Source organism: Methylobacterium planeticum (assembly GCF_008806345.1).
GTDB lineage: Bacteria > Pseudomonadota > Alphaproteobacteria > Rhizobiales > Beijerinckiaceae > Methylobacterium > Methylobacterium planeticum.
The window spans coordinates 1-18,060 of sequence record NZ_VZZJ01000050.1 but is presented as its reverse complement, the minus strand read 5'-3'; the positions used below and the strand labels follow the sequence as shown (position 1 = coordinate 18,060).

Below are 18,060 nucleotides of genomic sequence, written 5' to 3'. Positions count from 1 at the left end.
CTGGGCCATCGCCCAGACTCGCACGCCTCACCCCGCGCGTGAATCCTCCGTCCGCGTCAGTGCATTAGGGAGTCACAGCCGAACCTCAGGTGTGGCCGTGCTGGTGGTGCAGGTCGGGGTAGTGTGGGTGAGCGTGGCTCAGCGGCTCGTGCTGATGCCAATGCGAGTGCGGCTCCGTCACTGGCCCATCGTGACGATGCTGGTGGTGCTCATCGTGGACATGAACGTGCTCGTGCTCCATCACCACGTGGACGTGCTCGTGCTCGTGCCGCTCTGCAAGGTGCAGCCACAAGCCCACCCCCATCAGCAGACCGGCCACAACAAGCTGCATCGTCATCGGCTCGCGCAGTAGCGCGACCGCGATCACCGCGCCGATGAAAGGCGCGAGAGAGAAGTAGGCCCCGGTGCGCGCCGCGCCGAGGTGGCGCAGCGCCAGCATGAACAGAACAAGGCTCACCCCAACGCCCAGGAAGCCGACCACGGCCGCCGCCCCAATCACCGTCGCGGATGGCACAGCCGCGCCGAACAGCAGCGCCAGGGCAACGTTGACGCTGCCTGCCGCGAGCCCCTTGATGGTGGCCATCACCACCGGGTCGGCCGAGGACAGCTTGCGCGTCAGGTTGTTGTCGATGCCCCAGGCCAGACAGGCGGCGGCGATGAGAGCCGCGCCCACATCGAGGCGCACGCCCCCTCCGTTCCACGACAGTACGGCCGCGCCCGCGAGGATGGCGAACGCGCCGAACAGCAGCCGCCGATCAACGTTCTCCCGGAACACCACCCAGGCGATGAGCATGGTCGCCAGCCCTTCGAGGTTGAGCAGCAGCGATCCAGAAGTGGCGGCGGTGTGCGACAACCCCAGCATCAGCATGAGCGGCCCGGCCAGCCCGCCGAACAGCACCACCGCCGCCAACCACGGCAGATCGTGACGGCGCAGAGGGGCCTCCGGGGCCGGAACGCCGAGAACGGCCCGGCCGCCATGCACGGCTGCCAGACCGATGCCTGCACCAAGGTAGAGTAGCCCGGCCAGCAGTTGCGGCGACATCTCACCGAGCAGGAGCTTGGCGAACGGGGCCGAGGCTCCGAACAGGATGGCTGAAACGAGAGCCAGCGGCACCCCTGGCCACAGGTGGGAATGAGAGTGCTTCATACCGAGGATTTAGCAGGCAGGAGCATATCCGCCGATCCCTCCTCCATCTGACGTAGAACAAGCGCCTTCCACCGACTTTGTTCTCTCGTTGCCCGAAAGCAGGCCTAAGCTCAGCGTATCGAGACGGCGAGGATTGGACGATTACGGCCCGTTAGCTTCGAGGCTCGGGTAGTGGGTAAGCTGGCGTTCGGCGTAGCTCAGGTGAAAGCCTCGAAGCGCCCCTTCCGGACCTTCGAGGTGCATGCGGAGGATGTCCGGTCACGGACCAGCTCCGGGCGTACGAATACGGGTTTGGGGATCCAAGCTCCAACGGCAGGTTCATGCCACTCGGCGACCGGGTGCTATAGCGAGGCCGAGTGGTGTCCACGCAAGGCGCACGTTGTGGCTGACGAGAACGGCAAGGATATGGACGGGCCTCTGGATCGCGCGCTCGCGATCCTGACTTTCGTTGCCGAGCAGAAGAAGGCCGTTTCGGCCGCAGAGGTCGCAGCGACGCTAAACCTTCCGGTGCCGACCGCACATCGCCTGATCGGCAACCTCGAAGCCCGTGGTCTCGTTCAGAAGGCCTTGGGAACCAAGCGCTACTTGGTAGGCAGCAAACTCGTCACGCTGTCGGCCAAGGCCATCGGGGCAGCTTTCCGCACCGCCCGCCGCCACGCTGTCCTAAGCGCTGTGGCCGATCGGATCGGCGAGCAGTGCGAGATCGGCGTCGTGCGTGCTAACGAGGTCGTCTACGTCGACAGCGTGCGCTCCAAGCAACCCCAGGGTTTGCAGTTCAATCCTGGGGAAGTCGTGCCACTCCACTGCACCTCCACCGGCAAGATCTACATGAGCCGACTGCCCGTGAAGGCCCGTCATAAGCTCGTTCATGCACTGTCTCTGTTCCGCTACACGCCAACGACGATTACCGACCCGGACGAACTGATGGCGCAGCTCGAAGAGACGCGGCGCAGAGGATGGGCGAAGACGAACGAGGAGTTTGTGCGCGGCGTGGTGGGGTGTGCCGTGCCGATCGTCTCTCCTGCGGGCGACCTGATTGCGTGCCTGGGTGTGTCAGTCCCCGCAGCGCGCGTCGGCTTTACTGGCCTCGACGCATTCATCGGCCCCCTGCAAAACGCTGCTGCTTTGCTCTCGGAAACCATCCTCCAGGACGAGGGCCTTTCTTAGAATTCTCACTTTTCGAAACGAAAAATCTCCATTTTTGGTAAATTACCTCGACCCGCTCGTTGGTGTGTGTATCTTTAGGGCACACAGAGTTGTGTGCAAAAACTCGACAGGTCGCAGAACAGAGAAGTCGATCGAAATTTTAAAAATTTAGATCTTAGATTACGCGTAATGTAACGTCAGAATTTTGCCAGTGAAGGTCTTTGCCACGCCTGTAAAACAGGAGATTAATGTGTCTCAACACTACGATGTTGCCGCAGTCCGGAGAAATTTCCCAGCCACCGAGAACGTGGTCTATCTCGATGCAGGCTTGCAGACGCCACTTTCCTTGCAGGTGAAAGAAGGAATTGAGCGTTACCTGCAGGAAGCTTTCGAGACAGCCGGCCCTAAGCGAGTGTGGCTGAACCGTGTGGAGAGCACCCGTGAAAAGGTCGCGGCTTTTCTGGGCGCTGCGCCGCACGAAATCGCTTTCACCAAGAACACCTCGGAGAGCATGAACATCGCCGCCAATGCGCTGCCCCTGCGGGCCGGCGATAAGGTGTTGATGATCGAGGGCGACCATCCCAACAATGCCTACGCCTTCCTGAACCTCCAGAAGAAGGGCGTGGTGATCGAGTGCATCCCGATGGCCGAGGTTGTGAACGCGGATAGTTTCCGACCGTTCATCGATGAGCGGACCCGCGCAATCTCGATGTCGCAGGTCACCTTCCATGCGGGTCATCGCTTCGACGTGGCGAGCGTCGGCAGCCTCTGCGAGCAGACGTCCCTCTACTTCGTCGTGGATGTGATGCAGGGCATCGGAGTCGTCCCGATCGACGCCAAGGCCATGAAGGCTACCTTCATTGGCTCCGGCACCCACAAGGGGCTGCTGGTCCCGCAAGGGCTTGGCCTGCTCTACTGGGACTCTGCGAAGATCGAGCTGGAGCCCGCCTACATGGCCGCTGCCAGCTTGGCGAATCCGCCGGCCGACTTCATCGCTCGGGCTGACAACATGGCGCTGCCGCCTTCGGCCAGCCGTTTCGAACTCGGCAACTTCAACATCCCGGCGATCCATGGCCTGAGCGCCGCCATCGATCTGATCAATGGGATCGGGATCGAGAAGATCCAGAGCCACTGTTTCGATCTGGGCGACTACCTCATCCACCATCTCGACGAGTTGAGGATCGGGCTGGTTGGGCCTCGTGAGCGTCAGCATCGGGCGCCTCACATCTACGTCGTTGCCCTGCCTGCTGGTGAATGGCTGGAGTACTTCACGGAGTGCGGCATCCGGGTTTCACCCGAGCGCGACGGCATCCGCGTGTCGCTCGGGATGTTCACCACCACGGCTGACATCGACCGGCTGATCGAGGCCATCCGCGCCCGCAACGTGCCATCGACGCAGGCGCGCACGGCCCTGCTGTCCAAGCTCGGGTAGGACGCCGGGCCTCTCCTGTCCTGGCCGTTGACGGCACCTGAGACGCTTAAAATGGGGCCACGCTCGGTTGCTACATCATTCGGTGGCGCAAAGGATTACGTCATGCAGATGAGTAGCAAAACTCACAATTCGAACCAGCTGATCTTGTACATCTTGGTGAGCCTGTTCATCGGAACTAACATTTTTTATTTGTGTAACACATTTTGTTTTCCGGAAGACGCAAAGAACATTGCCGGCCATTTCGCAATGGTGTCTGACATTTTCTTGCGCATGATCAAGATGGTCATCGCGCCGCTGGTGTTCGCCACCATCGTCTCCGGCATCTCCAGCCTCGGTGCGAGCGGCGGTGCCGCCGGTCGGATCACCTTCTGACGGCGGACCGCTCCGTCAGGACCGCGGCGTCCGTCGGAGCAACGCTGATGATCCCACGAGCACAGTGCGAGGCCGCGTCGACGTGGCCCGCTTCTTGTCGAACTCAAGTTTCGCGAGACCCGAACGGGGTCCGCATCCATCGAGAGGAGAAGACCGATGTACCCAGCTCCGGCGTTCGTACGACTATCCTGCGCACTCGCCCTAGGCCTCGCCGCCACGACGGCATCCGCCGACAGCCCGACGCTGGCGAAGATCAAGCGAACCGGCAGCGTGACGCTCGGCTATCGCGAGTCCTCAATCCCGTTCTCATACCTCGGCACCGACCAGAAGCCGATCGGCTTCTCCCTCGATCTGTGTGCGCAGATCGTAGACAAGGTTAAGGCTGACCTCAAGCTCGACAAGCTCACAGTCAAGCTCCAGCCCGTAGATTCTTCCAATCGCATTCCACTCATTCAGAATGGAACCATCGATATGGAGTGCGGGGCGACTTCGAGTAGCACCGCCCGGCTTAAGCAGGTTGCCTTTACGGTCGCGATCTTCGTCTCCTCGGCGCGGTGGCTGACTAAAGTCTCCTCCGGCATACACGACGTGAAGGGGCTCGACGGCAAGACGGTCGTTGTCACGCAAGGCTCGAATGCCACCAACTTCGCGTTCGGCATCAAGGCCAAGGGCGGCACTTTCAACATCATTCAGGGCAAGGACCATGGCGAGTCCATGCTGACGCTTCAGACCGGCCGTACCGCAGCCTTCATGGAGGACGACATTCTACTCGCCAGCCTAAAGGCGCGTGTGCCGGATCCGGCCGCGTTCACCTTTCTGCCCGAGACCTACGCCTTGGTGCCCTATGGGCTCATGCTGCCAAAGGACGACACTGAGTTCAAAGCGCTTGCGGACAATGTCCTGAAGGGCATGATGGCCTCGGGCGCCTTCTCCAAACTCTACGCCAAGTGGTTCGAAAGCCCGATACCGCCCCACAACGAGAACCTGAACTTCCCGATGTCCGATGCCCTGAAGGAGCGCGTTGACCACCCGAGCGACTCGGTGGAGTTCTGACCCGCCGCCCGGCGCGCGCCTTCCATCTCGGCGACCGCAAGGCGAGCATTTCGGAAAGTGGGGCTATCACATGGCCAAGAAGCATCTCGACATAAGCGCGGAAGAAGGAGCGAGGGCAGCAGAGGCGTCAGTGCAGAGAGATCCGCCCACCGAGCTTGCGGTCGCCACCATCCGCACCGTGCACATGGAGACGGCCAGGACCCGCTCCGAGCACGACCTCCTCGGCGACGGCGATGTTCCGGCCGACGCGCTCTGGGGCATTCACACCAAGCGTGCGGTGACGAACTTTCCGATCACCGGCGTGCCGGTCGGCCACTTCCCCGAGTTCGTCCGGGCGCTCGCCCTCGTGAAGCAGGCTGCCGCCCGCGCCAACCGGCGCCTCGGCTACCTGGAGCCGGACAAGGCCGACCTGATCGACCGAGCTTGCACCCTGGTCGCCGAGGACCGCAGCTACGACGCCGCCTTCGTGGTCGATGCGATCCAGGGCGGGGCCGGCACTTCCACGAACATGAACACCAACGAGGTCATCGCCAACGTCGCGCTGGGCCTGATGGGAAGGAAGCCGGGCGACTATGCCGCGCTCCACCCCAACGACGACGTGAACATGGCCCAATCCACAAACGACGCTTACCCGACCGCCCTGCGGCTGGCGGTGATCTTCGGGACGCAGCCGCTGGTGAAGGCGCTCGACGATCTCGCCTACGCGTTCAAGGGGAAGGCGGTGGAGTTTGCCGACGTGCTCAAGATGGGCCGGACTCAGCTTCAGGACGCAGTGCCGATGACGCTCGGCCAGGAATTCGACGGGTTCCACGCCACCATCAAGGAGGATGTTGCGCGCCTGGGTGAGATCGCCGGGCTGTTCCGGGAGGTGAACCTCGGGGCCACCGCCATCGGCACCGGCATCAACGCCGACCCGCGCTATGCGGCGCTGGCCGTCGAGGAGCTCTCGCGCGCTTCCGGCCAGCCGATGGTGCTCGCGTCCAACTTGATCGAGGCAACCTCGGATCTCGGCGCATTCGTGCTGTTCTCCGGCACGCTCAAGCGGGTGGCGGTGAAGCTCTCGAAGATCTGCAACGATCTGCGGCTGCTGTCCTCCGGCCCGCGCACCGGCTTCGGCGAGATCCGGCTGCCCGCTGTGCAGGCGGGCTCCTCGATCATGCCGGGCAAGGTCAACCCGGTGATCCCGGAGGTGGTGAACCAGGTCGCCTACATGGTGATTGGCCAGGACCTTACCGTGACGCTGTGCGCCGAGGGCGGGCAACTACAACTCAACGCCTTCGAGCCGACAATCGGCTACTGCGTGCTCTCCTCCTTGCGGATGCTGACAGCAGCGGTGGACACGCTGACCAAGCGCTGCGTCGAGGGCATCGAGGCCGACCGCGAGCGCTGCCGTGCCCTCGTCCAGGGCTCGATCGGGCTGGTGACGGCGCTCGCGCCGACGCTAGGCTACGAGGCGAGTTCACGGGTGGCGCAACGTGCGCTGAAGGAAAACCGCCCAGTGGCCGACCTCGTGTTGGAGGAGGGCCTGCTCACCGAGGAGCAGCTCAATAAGCTCCTCGAACTGGAAGCGATGATCCAGCCGACTCGACGGCGACGGGCGGCCACGACTCTCTAACATCGTAACTGATGGAGCCTTGCCCAGGCGTGATCGAGGTGGCGAGTCACAAGGCACCCTCAAGTCGATGCGACGCGAATATGCCCAAAGCGCTCCGAGCCGTTCTACCGTTGCGTCCGCGGTCGGCATCGAAGCCAAGGACTACTCCCCATCCCATGCGGGCAGAGTGAGCTGTGCGTTCAATGTCCGCAAAGCCTACAGCGCGCCATCTCGTGTCTGGTCCCTGACCCAACCGGCCGCGCTCCGGCGCGTCGGGGAGGGCGAGCGTGCCGTCCCGCTGTGCTGACCCCCGCCGCGCGGTGGGAGCCGGCCGATCGCGTCTCTCCGGGGGATGGGCGGAACGGAATGTGCCGGATCTTGTGCCTTGACGAAGCGCCTGGAAACGTAGTCAAAGACGCTCCTGACGCACCAAAACCGTGAAATAGCTCAATGGTTTCAGGGCGTCCGCCGGTGTAGCACAGCGGTAGTGCAGCGGTTTTGTAAACCGAAGGTCGGGAGTTCGATCCTCTCCACCGGCACCAGCCTAAGCCATTGATCATACTCAAACCAGTTGCAGATTAAGCGTTTTTGCCCATTCTGCTGTTACAAAGAATGTAACAAACAGAGGGGCCGATGGCTGGCGACCTGCGCTACTTAACCCCACGTGGCGATGCGTTCTACGCGCGGCGCGTCATTCCGAAGGCGCTGCGCCCCTACTTCAATGGGAAGACCGAGCGCCGCATTGCACTTGGATCGAACAAGAAGCTGGCTGAGCGCGCCCTGCACGCCGCCATGGCTCAGATTGAAGATGAGTTCGCGGCAGCACGCGCGAAGCTCGACGTGGTCGCGTTCCCACAGCCGCGGATCCGCGCCCGCCCGCTGACGACAGACCAGATCGCGCGCACCCATTATGCAGAGGAACTGGAGATCGACCGGCAATTACGCGAGGGAAAGCACTGCGAGATCGACTGGTCCGTGGAGCGCGACCTCACCCTGGATGGGCTTCCATCGAAGGTCGAAGTCCCAGATGAGGACGAGCCAACGAATGTTTGGCCGATTAAATCGCGGCTCACCCTCTACCAGGAGCGCGCGGCTCGAGAACCCGCGACCCAGACTCAGCCGGGTGAGCTCGCACATTCGGGCTTCACACCGCCTTCTCCCCGCCACCGCGAGTTGCAGGTGAAAGCGCTTCGTCGTGTTGCCAGCGGTCAGAGCAACAATGACGAGATGCAAGCGGTCGTCGGCTGGGCGGTTGAGAAGTTCCAGGCGCGCGGCAGCACAGCCGTAGAAGCTGGCAGCGGGGATTGGCGTTCCCTCGCGCGGACGTTGGCGCAGGTGCAGCTTGCTGCGCTCGAAGCCACAATTGAACGTGACGCTGGCTATGAGCCGAGTCCTCCGAAGCTGCCCATCCTCGCCGAATCAGCGACGCCCACCACTGTCGTGCCAATCCGATTGCGCGGACCAGCCGTCCCAATCCTCGACTTGCTCGACGGCTACCTTCGGACCTTAAAGGCGCAGGGGAAGGGCGCCGCAGCGGAACTCAGATGGCGCCCCGTCTTCAAGAATCTTGTGCGCTACTTGGGCTACGATGATGCTCGGCAACTGACGAAGGCGGACATCGCAGGCTGGCGCGACCACCTTCTTGAGAATGAGAAACTCGCGCCCAAGACGATCCGCGACGTGCATCTCGCATCGCTTCGGGCCGTGTTGCGCTGGGCAGCTGACAACGACAAGATCGCGGAGGACCCAGCCGCACGCGTTCGGATCGATGTGGCGAAGAAAGTCCGCACGCGGGAAAAGGGGCTGGACGATACTGAGGCTGCTGCCGTTCTCAAAGCTGTGCTTAGCTATCAGGCGCCAGCCGCACGCAGCTCGTCAACACGCGAAAGCCCACATAGGTCGGCGGCGAAACGCTGGCTCCCATGGCTGTGCGCTCTGACAGGCGCCCGCGTCGCTGAAATGGCACAGCTTCGGGGACAGGACGTGCAGATCCGCGACGGCATCACCTACTTGCGCATCACGCCCGATGCCGGCTCCGTGAAGTCGGGCCACTACCGCGACGTGCCGGTGCATCCCCAGCTCGTCTCGATCGGCTTCCTTGACTTCGTGCGAGCGGCCGGTAACGGACCACTGTTCTATGATGTTGGAAAGGTGCGCAAGAGCCCGCTGCACCCATCCAAGATCGTGGCATCACACATTGCAGCCTGGGTCCGGTCTCTCGGTTTGATCGACGATTCTGTCGACCCAAGCCACGGTTGGCGCCATCGGTTTAAAACGGTCGGACGCGAGGCAGGGATCAACGACCGGATTCTAGACGCTTTGCAAGGCCACGCTGGACGCACTGCCGGAGACGACTACGGCGACGTCACGCTCAAGACCCGTGATGCTGCGATCAGACGGATTCCTGCTTACAAAGTAGGCTGAACGAGCTCAGTCGGAATGTGCCTGATTGCGCGGCAAGCTAACAAATCCAGAAAATGTATATCGGCAATAAGACTCCGAATGTCGGAGGTCAGTCATGAATTACGATCGGCAATTTCGCAGATTTGTGCAAGAAATTTACTGTTCGCAGGTTTAGGCAGCGTCCAAATGGAGAAAATACCGTTTAGGCTGCACAGAAATTTTGCGTCTGTGAGCTTTGCAGAATTGCAAAATCAATGATTGATCAGGTGCGGCTGCGATTATTTGGTCGCGGACGGCTCAGGATGAGTAGCCTCGCCCCCATGCTCCCCTTCACTATGAGGCACCATGGACGCCCAGACTGCAAGTAAGATGATGATGGCGTTTGCCAGAAGGATCACACTAGACATGAACTGGCGCTTACTGCGGGCCAAGATCCATCGACTCTTAGGAGCCTCCGCGAGGCTATAGTAATCGAGCCGACCGAATACAAAAAACAAGACCATCGCCGAAACAGTTGCAACGAGCGCAGTCAACGTCGCTGCCGTGGTCAATGGCATGATCTCGGAGGTGATGCCGGCTACCCCGGCGGTGACGGCGATCCACGTCGGAACGATACCCGCGGCCTCGACAGCTCCCTCGACGGTGCGAGCGATGGAGTCACGGATAACGTTCTGCGCGGTCTCACTCTCCCTACTTCGGAGTGGGTCGTCTGGCACCATCGATCGGATTGTGTCATGCATGCGGGCGACGGCGGCGTTGCCGCTGACGGGGTTCAATACCTCTCCGAGAATTGCGAGAAAGGGAGGCACGGCGCCTAGCAGGAGCAGCTTGAAATTCAGGATCAGCCTCCATGCTTGGATGGGCCACGCATCCCGCCGCGCTACAAAGAAAATTTTTATCTAGCGTTCGGCCACATGGTCATATCACTAGGACGCTTGCGGTATTGCCTGACCGTGGCGTGTGATGCGCGCTCCATCCAGGAGCGCCGCATTGTCGATAGCGGACTGAGCTGCACTGAAAGACCTCCGGTCCGCCGCCGTTGCTTGCTGCCCGAATTCCCACCTGAATCAAGTGAGCAACTTGCGGCGGGGTTACCTGCTGGATCGCTGGCTCGACCAACGGCATCACAACGCCTGATGAGAAGGATGCATGTCCGTGAAGTGACAACAGATCAAGCTCAAGGTCTTGCGCAAAGGGATCAAAATTGTGAACTTCAATGCGGAGATAAGCTCCTGTCACGCTCTGAGACAGGGGAGTTGCTTGAGGCACGATAACCGACATCGCGATTTTAAAGCATCCGACCGTAAACATCCGCTCAGGCCATCACAGCGTCGCGCCGCCCGCTATGATCTGGCCGAAATCGCCGATATCGGCGAACAACTCCTCAACAGAGCGGCCGATCATTGAGCTTTTGCTTGTGCCTCGTTCGTCACCGTCCGGAGCACGGGTTGCAGACAGTGCAGCAACGACCGCGCTGCGCACGCGCGATGCGCCTGCGATTGACACTTCTACCCCTGCAGCCCGCTGACTAACACCATCTTCCTTACGTGCCTCTGGATCCAGATTAGCCCAGACGACGACTGACGGCTCGATGTCGGGCGCATCGCGACGTCTTAGTTCGAGTCGCACGAACCCAACGTCGTGCAGAGCACTTACCATCTCCCCTACATCCTTCGTCGATCGACCGCGGAAGCGCTTGATGGTGCCCTCTCCTAAGACGACTGCGTGTGTCCGGCCGGGTAAGATGCCACGTAAATCAAGCGATCCAAGTTCCCGAGAGGCTTCATCGAAAAGTTCCAGCAGAGCGTCCTTTTCAAGCTGACCTCGCCACCGGATTGCCACCCGACCAGGTCGCGGACCTGGGAACAGGGCGGATAATTCAAACGGCCAATCCGCAGACGAGAGGACCGCGTCGCGCGTGCCTTCCAAGTGCCTTAGTGTGGAGTGCACCTTGGCCTCCGTTCCTGAAATGCCGCCTCGTGGCCGAGCTTACGTCTGATTTTCCGTTTTAAGCAACATCTCGTTCGGAGCATCGTGAATGCGCGGGGCGGCTCAGATTCGATAACTGATCAAAGGCTCGACGTTTCCCATCGTGGCTTCGTGTCACGTAGCGCACGCTCGCGTGGGTTTATGTCCTACATGCAACTTCCAGGGTGAACGTGTGCGCTGCCCTGCAGGAACCTTTCACAGACTGAGTCCAAAAAAATTGGGCTAACTCGATATGCATCTGGCGCAATCCTATGTCTGTCCGGAGGGGTATACCCTCGCGGACAGAGGAGAAGGTGCGCTTTTGGCTGTCCGTAAGGGTTGCTTTCGGTCTACGGACATGTTTTTATGCGGACATTACCCATACGAACAGATTTCGGATGACCCAGACGATCCTTTACGCCCGCGTCAGCACCGCCGATCAGACCGCCACACACCAGCGCTCGCAGGCCGAGGCCGCGGGCTTCCAGGTCGATCATGTAGTGACCGACGATGGCGTGTCGGGCGTCTCGACGCGCCTTGCAGAGCGGCGCCAGGGGCAGCGCCTGTTCGACATGCTGCGCCGTGGCGACCTGCTGGTCGTCCGGTGGGTTGACCGGCTCGGCCGCAACTACGGCGACGTGTGCGAGACCATCCGGGAGTTCATGCGCCGCGGCGTGATCGTGAAGACGGTCATCAACGGCTTGACCTTCGACGGCGCCACCACCGACCCCATGCAGCAGGCCGTGCGGGACGCGCTGATCGGCTTCATGGCCGCGATGTCCCAGGCCCAGGCCGAGGCGACGAAGGAGGCGCAGAAGGCTGGGATCATGCACGCCAAGGCGCAGGCCGAGGCCAGGGCTTACCGTGGCCGCAAGGTCTCCTACACCCGCAACCAGTTCGAGACCGTGCAGGCCATGCTGGGTCAAGGCGCGGCTGTCGCTGCCATCGCCAAGGCGACCGGCCTGTCTCGCCAGACCGTCTACCGGATCAGCGCCGATCCGGCCGAGGCTGAGGCCGCACTTGCCCGGTGGGCAGCATGAGCAAGGAGACCCAACCTGTGACCGCCCAGCCCGAGAAACGCCGCTACATCAAACTCACCGAGGATCGGTGGGCTGAGGTGGAGGCACTGTGGTCGTCCGGCTCTGCGACGCTCCCCGAGCTCGCGCATCGGTTCGGCGTGACGGAGCGCGGCTTACAGGCGCATTTCAGCAAGCTCGGCCTTGAGAAGGGGAGCGCGGCCAAGGCGCTCGCCGCCCAGGTCGTCTCCAGGGTGCGCGCGGAACGGGAAGCTCAGGTCGACACGCTTGCGGAGCGAGCGCTGGCGATCGGGCAGACAACCTACGACCACGCGGCCAAGGTCGAACGCATGATCGTGGACCGTCTCGACGCCGCTGCCGCTGATCCGGATCAGACCTTCGCGGCAGCAGCGGCAGTCAAAATGCTGACCAACGCTGCTGCCGCCCTCGAAAGACTCCACACTCTCAAGCGGAGTGCACTGGGCATCACCGACGATGATATGAACAGTGACGAGGCCCCGGTGCTTGTAATCCGCAACCTCACTCAGGTTCAGATCGACATGATGCGCCAGAAGCAGGACGAAGAGGACGCGTTCGACGGCGACATGGCAGATGATGGGCGTGAAGCAGGTGCATCTGGGGATGAAGAGATCGTATGCGAGAACGAAGAGGGCTTCTGATGCTGCGCACAAGTGAGCGTTGACTGAACGTTTACATAGGAGTGGGGTAGAAGGCGAAGTCCTAGAAAAAAGCGACTTCCCCGAATGGGGTCCGTTATGCGCAAACGGCTAATTTTCAGCCACGAAAACTCGGACCCTGCGAGATGTTCGCATTGAGGCACACTTTTCTGTTGGTCGTTACCTTGAACGTTGCATCTCAGGCACATACATGTATGAGGCTAACCCGCTAACATGGGATCTCTTACGTGACCACTCGCACCGTCAAGCCGATACAATCCTCTGTCGGACTCCCTGCTGAACGCCTCGCCCAGCTTCGCGCTCTCGCTGATCGTCATGGCGTCTCCGCCGTCGAAATCGTAGAGCGCGTAATCCGCAGCGCTGTCGAGGCTGGCGAGATCGAAGATACGCTACCCGGCTTTGCCGAGGTCGCTGTTGCCGACGACGACGTTCTCTTCGTGTCGATCCGCGAAGCGAGCCTGCCGCTTTTGAACCGGGATCAGGCCCATCTGATCGCCGCCGTTATTGACGCCGCAACTGGCACGACGCCGCTTCTGAACTTAGAGTTCAAGAGCGGCACCGCGATGGGCATCCCCTTAGGCTATGGCCACAAGCTCTACGTCGGCCGTCATGCGAAGGCCGTCACGTTCACAATCGTGGACGGCAAGACCGGCGAGACGACGCTCCGCACCGCGACCACAGCGAGCATCGCGACCGATTTCGCCCGCCTACTCCGCAAGAACGCGGCCGAGCTCGTGCGGCCCGTCTTCCAGCTAACGGACGATGGATCGGCGGTGCCGACCGTGTTCTTCCGGCGCCTCGTGAGTGACGAGACCACCGCGCCCAACGCCACGGCAATTGGGGAGACACGCTAATGGGCGTTCTCCGGCTTGCCCTCGAAGACCTTCACCACGCCGACGTTCTCAAGCGTCTTGTGGCCGGTGCCGCCCAGGGCGACGTGTCTGCCTTCACGGGAGCCGCTGCCCAGATCACTTGGGCGGGTGGCTGGACGGACGCCTTGCGCGCCCTGGTGTCCCTCGGGATCGTCCCTGGCGCGATCCGGGACGCCTTCCAGGCCGCATGGCATTGCAGCGCGTCGGAAGAGTTCGGGATGAAGCGGACCCTGACGGTGGACCTGCTCGGCCAGGATCGCCTTCTAGTCGACGGGCTCAACGTCCTGCTGCCGCCTGTCAGGCCCGACCCGATGCCTCGGACGCTCTTTCAGGTGCGGTCGTTGCAGGACTGCCGTGCGGGCATCGTCGGGGCTTGGTGGACCCCGCACCGCGACTACGCCACGGCGTTGTGGCTCACCACGTCGGAGATCCGTGAGCACACCGGGGAGCGTGTTCTTCTTGTGACCGAGGCCCCGGCGACGGCCGTCGTCTACGGCACCAACAACGGCATCGAGGTTCTACTCGATCCGCACCGGCTCAAGACGGTTCGTGTGGTCGGGCAGTATGCCCCTGACCGCGACGACGAGAACACCGCAGCCTGAAAAGGAACGAGCCGCCCGCCCCGGCCAGGGCGAACGGCTCTATCAGCACAGATGCTCATAATACGTAAGATTCCCTCGGTCTCAGCACAAGCCGAAGCGCACCAATACTGCGCTCCGGTGTCGGTCTCGCTTGCCGACCTGCCGACACCGACCAATGACAACGCTACGTCATCTGATGTGCAAAAAAAGCGGCGGGCGCCGCGCCGCGTCAGCCTGCTCGCGGATCGCCAGTTTCTCAATGAATACAAGGCGCTTAGGGGCATCGCCCCGGTCCAGGCGGGCGTGTCGGGTATAGTAGGTAGATCATATGCTCCTACACACTCTCTACCCGCCTTCATGACCAAGGCACCTCGCCCTTGGAGCAGCGCGACTGACGAAACGAAGGCGCATTTCGGACTGGAAGCTCTACAAGCGCTCGGCTCCGTCGTCGCCTTCACCGTATGGGCCTCGCAGAAGATCAGTGACCGGGCCTACGCGACCGGCGCGCCACTCCCCTGGCTCCGCAAGCGCGTCGCAGAGGCCTTGAACAACGCACTTGGACCGATCGAGTGGTTGGCCTCGATTGAGGAAGAGTGGAAGGACGGCACGCCGCGCTTGCACTTTCACGGGGCGCTGATCCTCGACAATCCGAGTCGGCGCCGTCTCGTTCGCGCCAGGCAGGCACTGCGGTGCGCTCTGGGCTCATGGGCGGGCGAGGCCATGAAGCGACAGGTCAAGCTCAAGCTCGATCCGGATTGCGGCTGGGCGTCCTACCTCGGCAAGCGGACGTGGCTCGCGCTGCCCGGCATCCGCGACCGCTTCGCCTGCGCCCGGCCCGGCTCCCCCTGGCGCCTGAGCTTCGACGGCCCGGTGCTGACGATGACGAACGGCATCCGGGCGCTCGCGAAGGAGCTTCACCAGCAGGCCCGCGAAGCCGTCCAAGAGGCTCGCCAGCGGGCGACGGCGACCGAGAGCCCCTGAAGCTGCCCCGGCGCTCCCGGAGCCCGTCTGTAAGGCCGCGAAGCCCGCGTCGACACGGGCTTGGGGACCAATCGGAAACGCCTTGCTCAACGGTCCGGCCTTCCTCGACGTAGCCGTTCAGCTGCGGCCGACTACTGCCGCCCGGTCGCGGGGACCGCCCGGTCCAGCCCCTGGTGCGTCAGCGCTTCCTTATCAGCTTTCAGGTGGGTGAGCGCCTCGATCGCCGCAGGCAGCTGGATCGCCCTGGCGTAGTCGAAGACCAACTCCCGCCCCTGGAGCGCGATGGCGATGGATGGATGCCAGCTTGAAGTTGCGCGCATGGCACAGTGTGCAGCTTCTACACCTGCTTGAACCACGTGCCGCTCGCGCAGGAGCGATGATCTCGGTATCCACTCCCCGATACGCGATCGAGTCAGTCGGCGAGGAGACAGCGTGGCGAAGCCGTTCTTCGAGCAGCCGATACTCAACTCGCCTTATGTGGTCCCGACTCAGCACCATGCACTAGACGGCGACGGCCAGCCCCTCGACCAGCAACCGGTCCAGGGCCGTCGCCGCTCCGCGCTTATCACGCCCGTCCCGAAGGCAAAGAAGCAGCGCGGTAAGGCCAAGCAGGCGGATCTGGATCTCGGCGACGGCGTGGGCCTGTCCTCCGCGGAGCAGGCCTACAACCCGACGCCGATCATCAACGAGATCCGCGGGCACGTCGCCTCCTGGCGCGCGCTGCCGAACCCCGCGGACTGGGGCGTCACACCCGTGACCCAGCGGCTGCTTCAGCACTGGCGCCGCGACCACGACTGGCACGGCCCCCGGCCGTTCTTCTGTCAGGTCGAGGCGGTCGAGACCGCGATCTGGCTTACGGAGGTCGCCGGGCGGCAGCGCCAGTATGCGCACCTGATCCGCCACATCGAGGGCGCGAACGAGGGCGCCAACCCTGGCCTGCCGCGCCTCGCACTCAAGATGGCGACGGGGGCCGGCAAGACGACGGTAATGGCCATGCTGATCGCGTGGCAGACCATCAACGCGGTGCGCAGCCCGAACGCGCGGCACTTCACCCGCGGCTTCCTCTTGGTCACGCCGGGGATCACGATCCGCGACCGCCTGCGCGTGCTGATGCCCGGTGATCCTGACGCCTACTACGACAAGCGCGAGCTGGTCCCTGCCGACATGCTCCAGGACATGGGGCAGGCCAAGATCGTGCTGACGAACTACCACGCGTTCAAGCGCCGCGAGACGCTGGAAGTCTCGAAGGTCGGGCGCTCGCTGCTCCAGGGCCGACACGCCCCGATCGACACGACCGAGTCCGAGGGCGCGATGCTCCAGCGGGTCTGTCGGGAGCTGCTGCCGATCAAGAACCTCGTGGTGATTAACGACGAGGCGCACCACTGCTACCGCGAGAAGCCCGGGGCCGCCGAGGACGCGGTCGCGGCCGAGGATCGCGAGGAGGCCAAGCGCAACGCGGAAGCCGCTCGGCTGTGGATCTCCGGCATTGAAGCGCTGAAGCGCAAGGTCGGCCTGTGCGCGGTCTACGACCTGTCCGCCACACCGTTCTTCCTGCGCGGCTCCGGCTACCTGGAGGGCATCCTGTTCCCGTGGACGGTGAGCGACTTCTCGCTCATCGACGCGATCGAGTGCGGCATCGTCAAGCTGCCCCGCGTGCCCATCGCCGACAACGCCGCGAGCGGCGAGGTGCCGCTCTACCGCGAGTTGTGGGAGCACATCGGCAAGGCAATGCCGAAGAAGGGCGCGGGCAAAGCTGGCACCCTCGATCCGCTCTCGCACGTCTTCCCGAGCCAGCTCCAGACGGCGCTGCACGCACTCTACGCGCACTACGAGAAGACCAGCGAGGCCTGGGAGCGGGCCGGCATCGACGTGCCGCCGGTGTTCATCGTCGTGTGCAACAATACGGCGACCTCCAAGCTCGTCTACGAGTGGATCGCCGGCTTCGAGCGCTCGAACGCCGACGGCGAGGCCGAGACGCGCCACGTCGGTCACCTGCGCCTGTTCCGCAACTATGACGACAACCGCCAGCGGCTCGCGCGACCCAACACGCTGCTCATAGACAGCGAGCAGCTCGAATCGGGCGAGGCACTCGACCCGGCCTTCCGCGACATGATGGGCCCGGAGATCGAGCAGTTCCGCCGCGAGCGGATCGAACGCGGCGTCGACGCGGTCGCGGCAGCCGAAACCACGGACGCGGACCTGCTACGCGAGGTCATGAACACAGTCGGTCGCAAGAGCCGGCTCGGCGAGCGTGTCCGTTGTGTCGTCTCGGTCTCGATGCTGACCGAGGGCTGGGACGCCAACACCGTCACACACATCCTCGGCGTGCGCGCTTTCGGCACTCAGCTCCTGTGCGAGCAAGTGGTCGGGCGCGGCCTGCGTCGCCAATCCTACGAGCTGAACGACCAGGGGCTGTTCAACGTCGAGTATGCCGACATCCTCGGCATCCCGTTCTCATTCACGGCCGAGCCCGTGGTCTCGGTGCCGGCGGCCCCGCGCAAGCTCACCCGCGTCCAGGCTCTGCGGCAGCGCGCGGACCTGGAGATCGGTTTCCCCCGCGTCGAGGGCTACCGCTTCGACTTGCCGAGCGAGCGGCTGACCGCGACCTTCACCGACGACAGTCGCCTCGAACTGACGCCGGAGAACGTTGGCCCGGCCAAGGTGCTCATGGCCGGCATCGTCGGCGAGCAGGAGACCCTGGACGCCGAGGAGGCGTTCAAGGCGATGCGTGTCAAAAAGCTTTGGAACGGGACCCCGGATCGGCGTGCAATTGGGACCCCTTCGCAAGCTGGGTACG

The 18,060-nt window shown here is 62.9% G+C and carries 16 protein-coding genes and 1 tRNA gene; 13 read left to right on the top strand and 4 right to left on the bottom strand.

The window, feature by feature from the left end:
* Window positions 1-85 precede the first annotated feature (85 nt).
* On the bottom strand, window positions 86-1,147 hold the full coding sequence (locus tag F6X51_RS26765; protein ID WP_150966989.1) for a DMT family transporter: 1,062 nt from the start codon (window positions 1,145-1,147) through the stop codon (window positions 86-88).
* Between the two features lie 405 nt (window positions 1,148-1,552).
* Here F6X51_RS26765 and F6X51_RS26760 point away from each other — a divergent pair, with 405 nt between their 5' ends.
* The 7 genes from F6X51_RS26760 to F6X51_RS26730 all read left to right on the top strand — a co-directional run bounded on the left by F6X51_RS26760 (window position 1,553) and on the right by F6X51_RS26730 (window position 9,168).
* Window positions 1,553-2,314, top strand: a complete 762-nt coding sequence (locus F6X51_RS26760; protein ID WP_150966993.1) for an IclR family transcriptional regulator — start codon at window positions 1,553-1,555, stop codon at window positions 2,312-2,314.
* Window positions 2,315-2,543: 229 nt separating this feature from the next.
* The gene (locus tag F6X51_RS26755; RefSeq protein ID WP_191970295.1) at window positions 2,544-3,725 is read left to right on the top strand and encodes an aminotransferase class V-fold PLP-dependent enzyme; all 1,182 of its coding nucleotides are present in this window, start codon (window positions 2,544-2,546) and stop codon (window positions 3,723-3,725) included.
* 51 nt (window positions 3,726-3,776) lie between these two features.
* Window positions 3,777-4,097: a cation:dicarboxylate symporter family transporter gene (locus tag F6X51_RS26750; protein ID WP_150966984.1), complete on the top strand. Its 321-nt coding sequence runs from the start codon at window positions 3,777-3,779 to the stop codon at window positions 4,095-4,097.
* A 156-nt stretch (window positions 4,098-4,253) separates the two neighbouring features.
* Window positions 4,254-5,150, top strand: coding sequence for an amino acid ABC transporter substrate-binding protein (locus F6X51_RS26745; RefSeq protein WP_150966982.1), 897 nt, complete (start codon window positions 4,254-4,256; stop codon window positions 5,148-5,150).
* A gap of 70 nt (window positions 5,151-5,220) precedes the next feature.
* Window positions 5,221-6,765: an aspartate ammonia-lyase gene (locus F6X51_RS26740; RefSeq protein ID WP_246697016.1), complete on the top strand. Its 1,545-nt coding sequence runs from the start codon at window positions 5,221-5,223 to the stop codon at window positions 6,763-6,765.
* A gap of 446 nt (window positions 6,766-7,211) precedes the next feature.
* Window positions 7,212-7,286: transfer RNA gene (locus F6X51_RS26735), tRNA-Thr, on the top strand.
* 91 nt (window positions 7,287-7,377) lie between these two features.
* Window positions 7,378-9,168, top strand: a complete 1,791-nt coding sequence (locus tag F6X51_RS26730) for a site-specific integrase (RefSeq protein WP_150966980.1) — start codon at window positions 7,378-7,380, stop codon at window positions 9,166-9,168.
* Window positions 9,169-9,425: 257 nt separating this feature from the next.
* On the opposite strand, the gene F6X51_RS26725 is transcribed toward F6X51_RS26730, so the two are convergent.
* Together F6X51_RS26725 and F6X51_RS26720 are read right to left on the bottom strand one after the other, a co-directional pair.
* Window positions 9,426-9,923, bottom strand: coding sequence for a hypothetical protein (locus F6X51_RS26725; protein WP_150966978.1), 498 nt, complete (start codon window positions 9,921-9,923; stop codon window positions 9,426-9,428).
* 547 nt (window positions 9,924-10,470) lie between these two features.
* Window positions 10,471-10,806 carry a hypothetical protein gene (locus F6X51_RS26720; RefSeq protein WP_150966976.1) on the bottom strand — a complete coding sequence of 112 codons (336 nt, stop codon included), beginning with the start codon at window positions 10,804-10,806 and terminating at the stop codon, window positions 10,471-10,473.
* A 707-nt stretch (window positions 10,807-11,513) separates the two neighbouring features.
* Here F6X51_RS26720 and F6X51_RS26715 point away from each other — a divergent pair.
* From F6X51_RS26715 to F6X51_RS26695, 5 genes are all read left to right on the top strand, one after another.
* Window positions 11,514-12,155, top strand: coding sequence for a recombinase family protein (locus tag F6X51_RS26715; RefSeq protein WP_150966974.1), 642 nt, complete (start codon window positions 11,514-11,516; stop codon window positions 12,153-12,155).
* The gene (locus F6X51_RS26710) at window positions 12,152-12,811 is read left to right on the top strand and encodes a hypothetical protein (protein ID WP_150966972.1); all 660 of its coding nucleotides are present in this window, start codon (window positions 12,152-12,154) and stop codon (window positions 12,809-12,811) included. The genes F6X51_RS26715 and F6X51_RS26710 overlap by 4 nt, the downstream gene beginning before the upstream one ends.
* Before the next feature lie 245 nt (window positions 12,812-13,056).
* Window positions 13,057-13,683, top strand: a complete 627-nt coding sequence (locus F6X51_RS26705) for a hypothetical protein (RefSeq protein ID WP_150966970.1) — start codon at window positions 13,057-13,059, stop codon at window positions 13,681-13,683.
* On the top strand, window positions 13,683-14,303 hold the full coding sequence (locus F6X51_RS26700; RefSeq protein WP_150966967.1) for a hypothetical protein: 621 nt from the start codon (window positions 13,683-13,685) through the stop codon (window positions 14,301-14,303). Before F6X51_RS26705 ends, F6X51_RS26700 begins: the two co-directional genes overlap by 1 nt.
* A gap of 51 nt (window positions 14,304-14,354) precedes the next feature.
* Window positions 14,355-15,263: a hypothetical protein gene (locus F6X51_RS26695; protein ID WP_210250349.1), complete on the top strand. Its 909-nt coding sequence runs from the start codon at window positions 14,355-14,357 to the stop codon at window positions 15,261-15,263.
* Between the two features lie 131 nt (window positions 15,264-15,394).
* Here F6X51_RS26695 and F6X51_RS26690 read toward each other — a convergent pair whose 3' ends face one another.
* Window positions 15,395-15,583: a hypothetical protein gene (locus tag F6X51_RS26690; protein ID WP_150966963.1), complete on the bottom strand. Its 189-nt coding sequence runs from the start codon at window positions 15,581-15,583 to the stop codon at window positions 15,395-15,397.
* A 112-nt stretch (window positions 15,584-15,695) separates the two neighbouring features.
* Here F6X51_RS26690 and F6X51_RS26685 point away from each other — a divergent pair.
* The coding region (locus F6X51_RS26685) for a BPTD_3080 family restriction endonuclease (RefSeq protein ID WP_246697015.1) at window positions 15,696-18,060 on the top strand (2,365 nt) is incomplete at its 3' end.

Coding starts and splice junctions, on each gene's coding strand:
- F6X51_RS26750 (WP_150966984.1), top strand. CDS start 3,777: ATGGGGCCACGCTCGGTTGCTACATCATTCGGTGGCGCAAAGGATTAC.
- F6X51_RS26695 (WP_210250349.1), top strand. CDS start 14,355: ATGCTCATAATACGTAAGATTCCCTCGGTCTCAGCACAAGCCGAAGCG.
- F6X51_RS26720 (WP_150966976.1), bottom strand. CDS start 10,806: ATGGTAAGTGCTCTGCACGACGTTGGGTTCGTGCGACTCGAACTAAGA.
- F6X51_RS26710 (WP_150966972.1), top strand. CDS start 12,152: ATGAGCAAGGAGACCCAACCTGTGACCGCCCAGCCCGAGAAACGCCGC.
- F6X51_RS26765 (WP_150966989.1), bottom strand. CDS start 1,147: ATGAAGCACTCTCATTCCCACCTGTGGCCAGGGGTGCCGCTGGCTCTC.
- F6X51_RS26700 (WP_150966967.1), top strand. CDS start 13,683: ATGGGCGTTCTCCGGCTTGCCCTCGAAGACCTTCACCACGCCGACGTT.
- F6X51_RS26715 (WP_150966974.1), top strand. CDS start 11,514: ATGACCCAGACGATCCTTTACGCCCGCGTCAGCACCGCCGATCAGACC.
- F6X51_RS26760 (WP_150966993.1), top strand. CDS start 1,553: ATGGACGGGCCTCTGGATCGCGCGCTCGCGATCCTGACTTTCGTTGCC.
- F6X51_RS26730 (WP_150966980.1), top strand. CDS start 7,378: ATGGCTGGCGACCTGCGCTACTTAACCCCACGTGGCGATGCGTTCTAC.
- F6X51_RS26745 (WP_150966982.1), top strand. CDS start 4,254: ATGTACCCAGCTCCGGCGTTCGTACGACTATCCTGCGCACTCGCCCTA.
- F6X51_RS26740 (WP_246697016.1), top strand. CDS start 5,221: ATGGCCAAGAAGCATCTCGACATAAGCGCGGAAGAAGGAGCGAGGGCA.
- F6X51_RS26690 (WP_150966963.1), bottom strand. CDS start 15,583: ATGCGCGCAACTTCAAGCTGGCATCCATCCATCGCCATCGCGCTCCAG.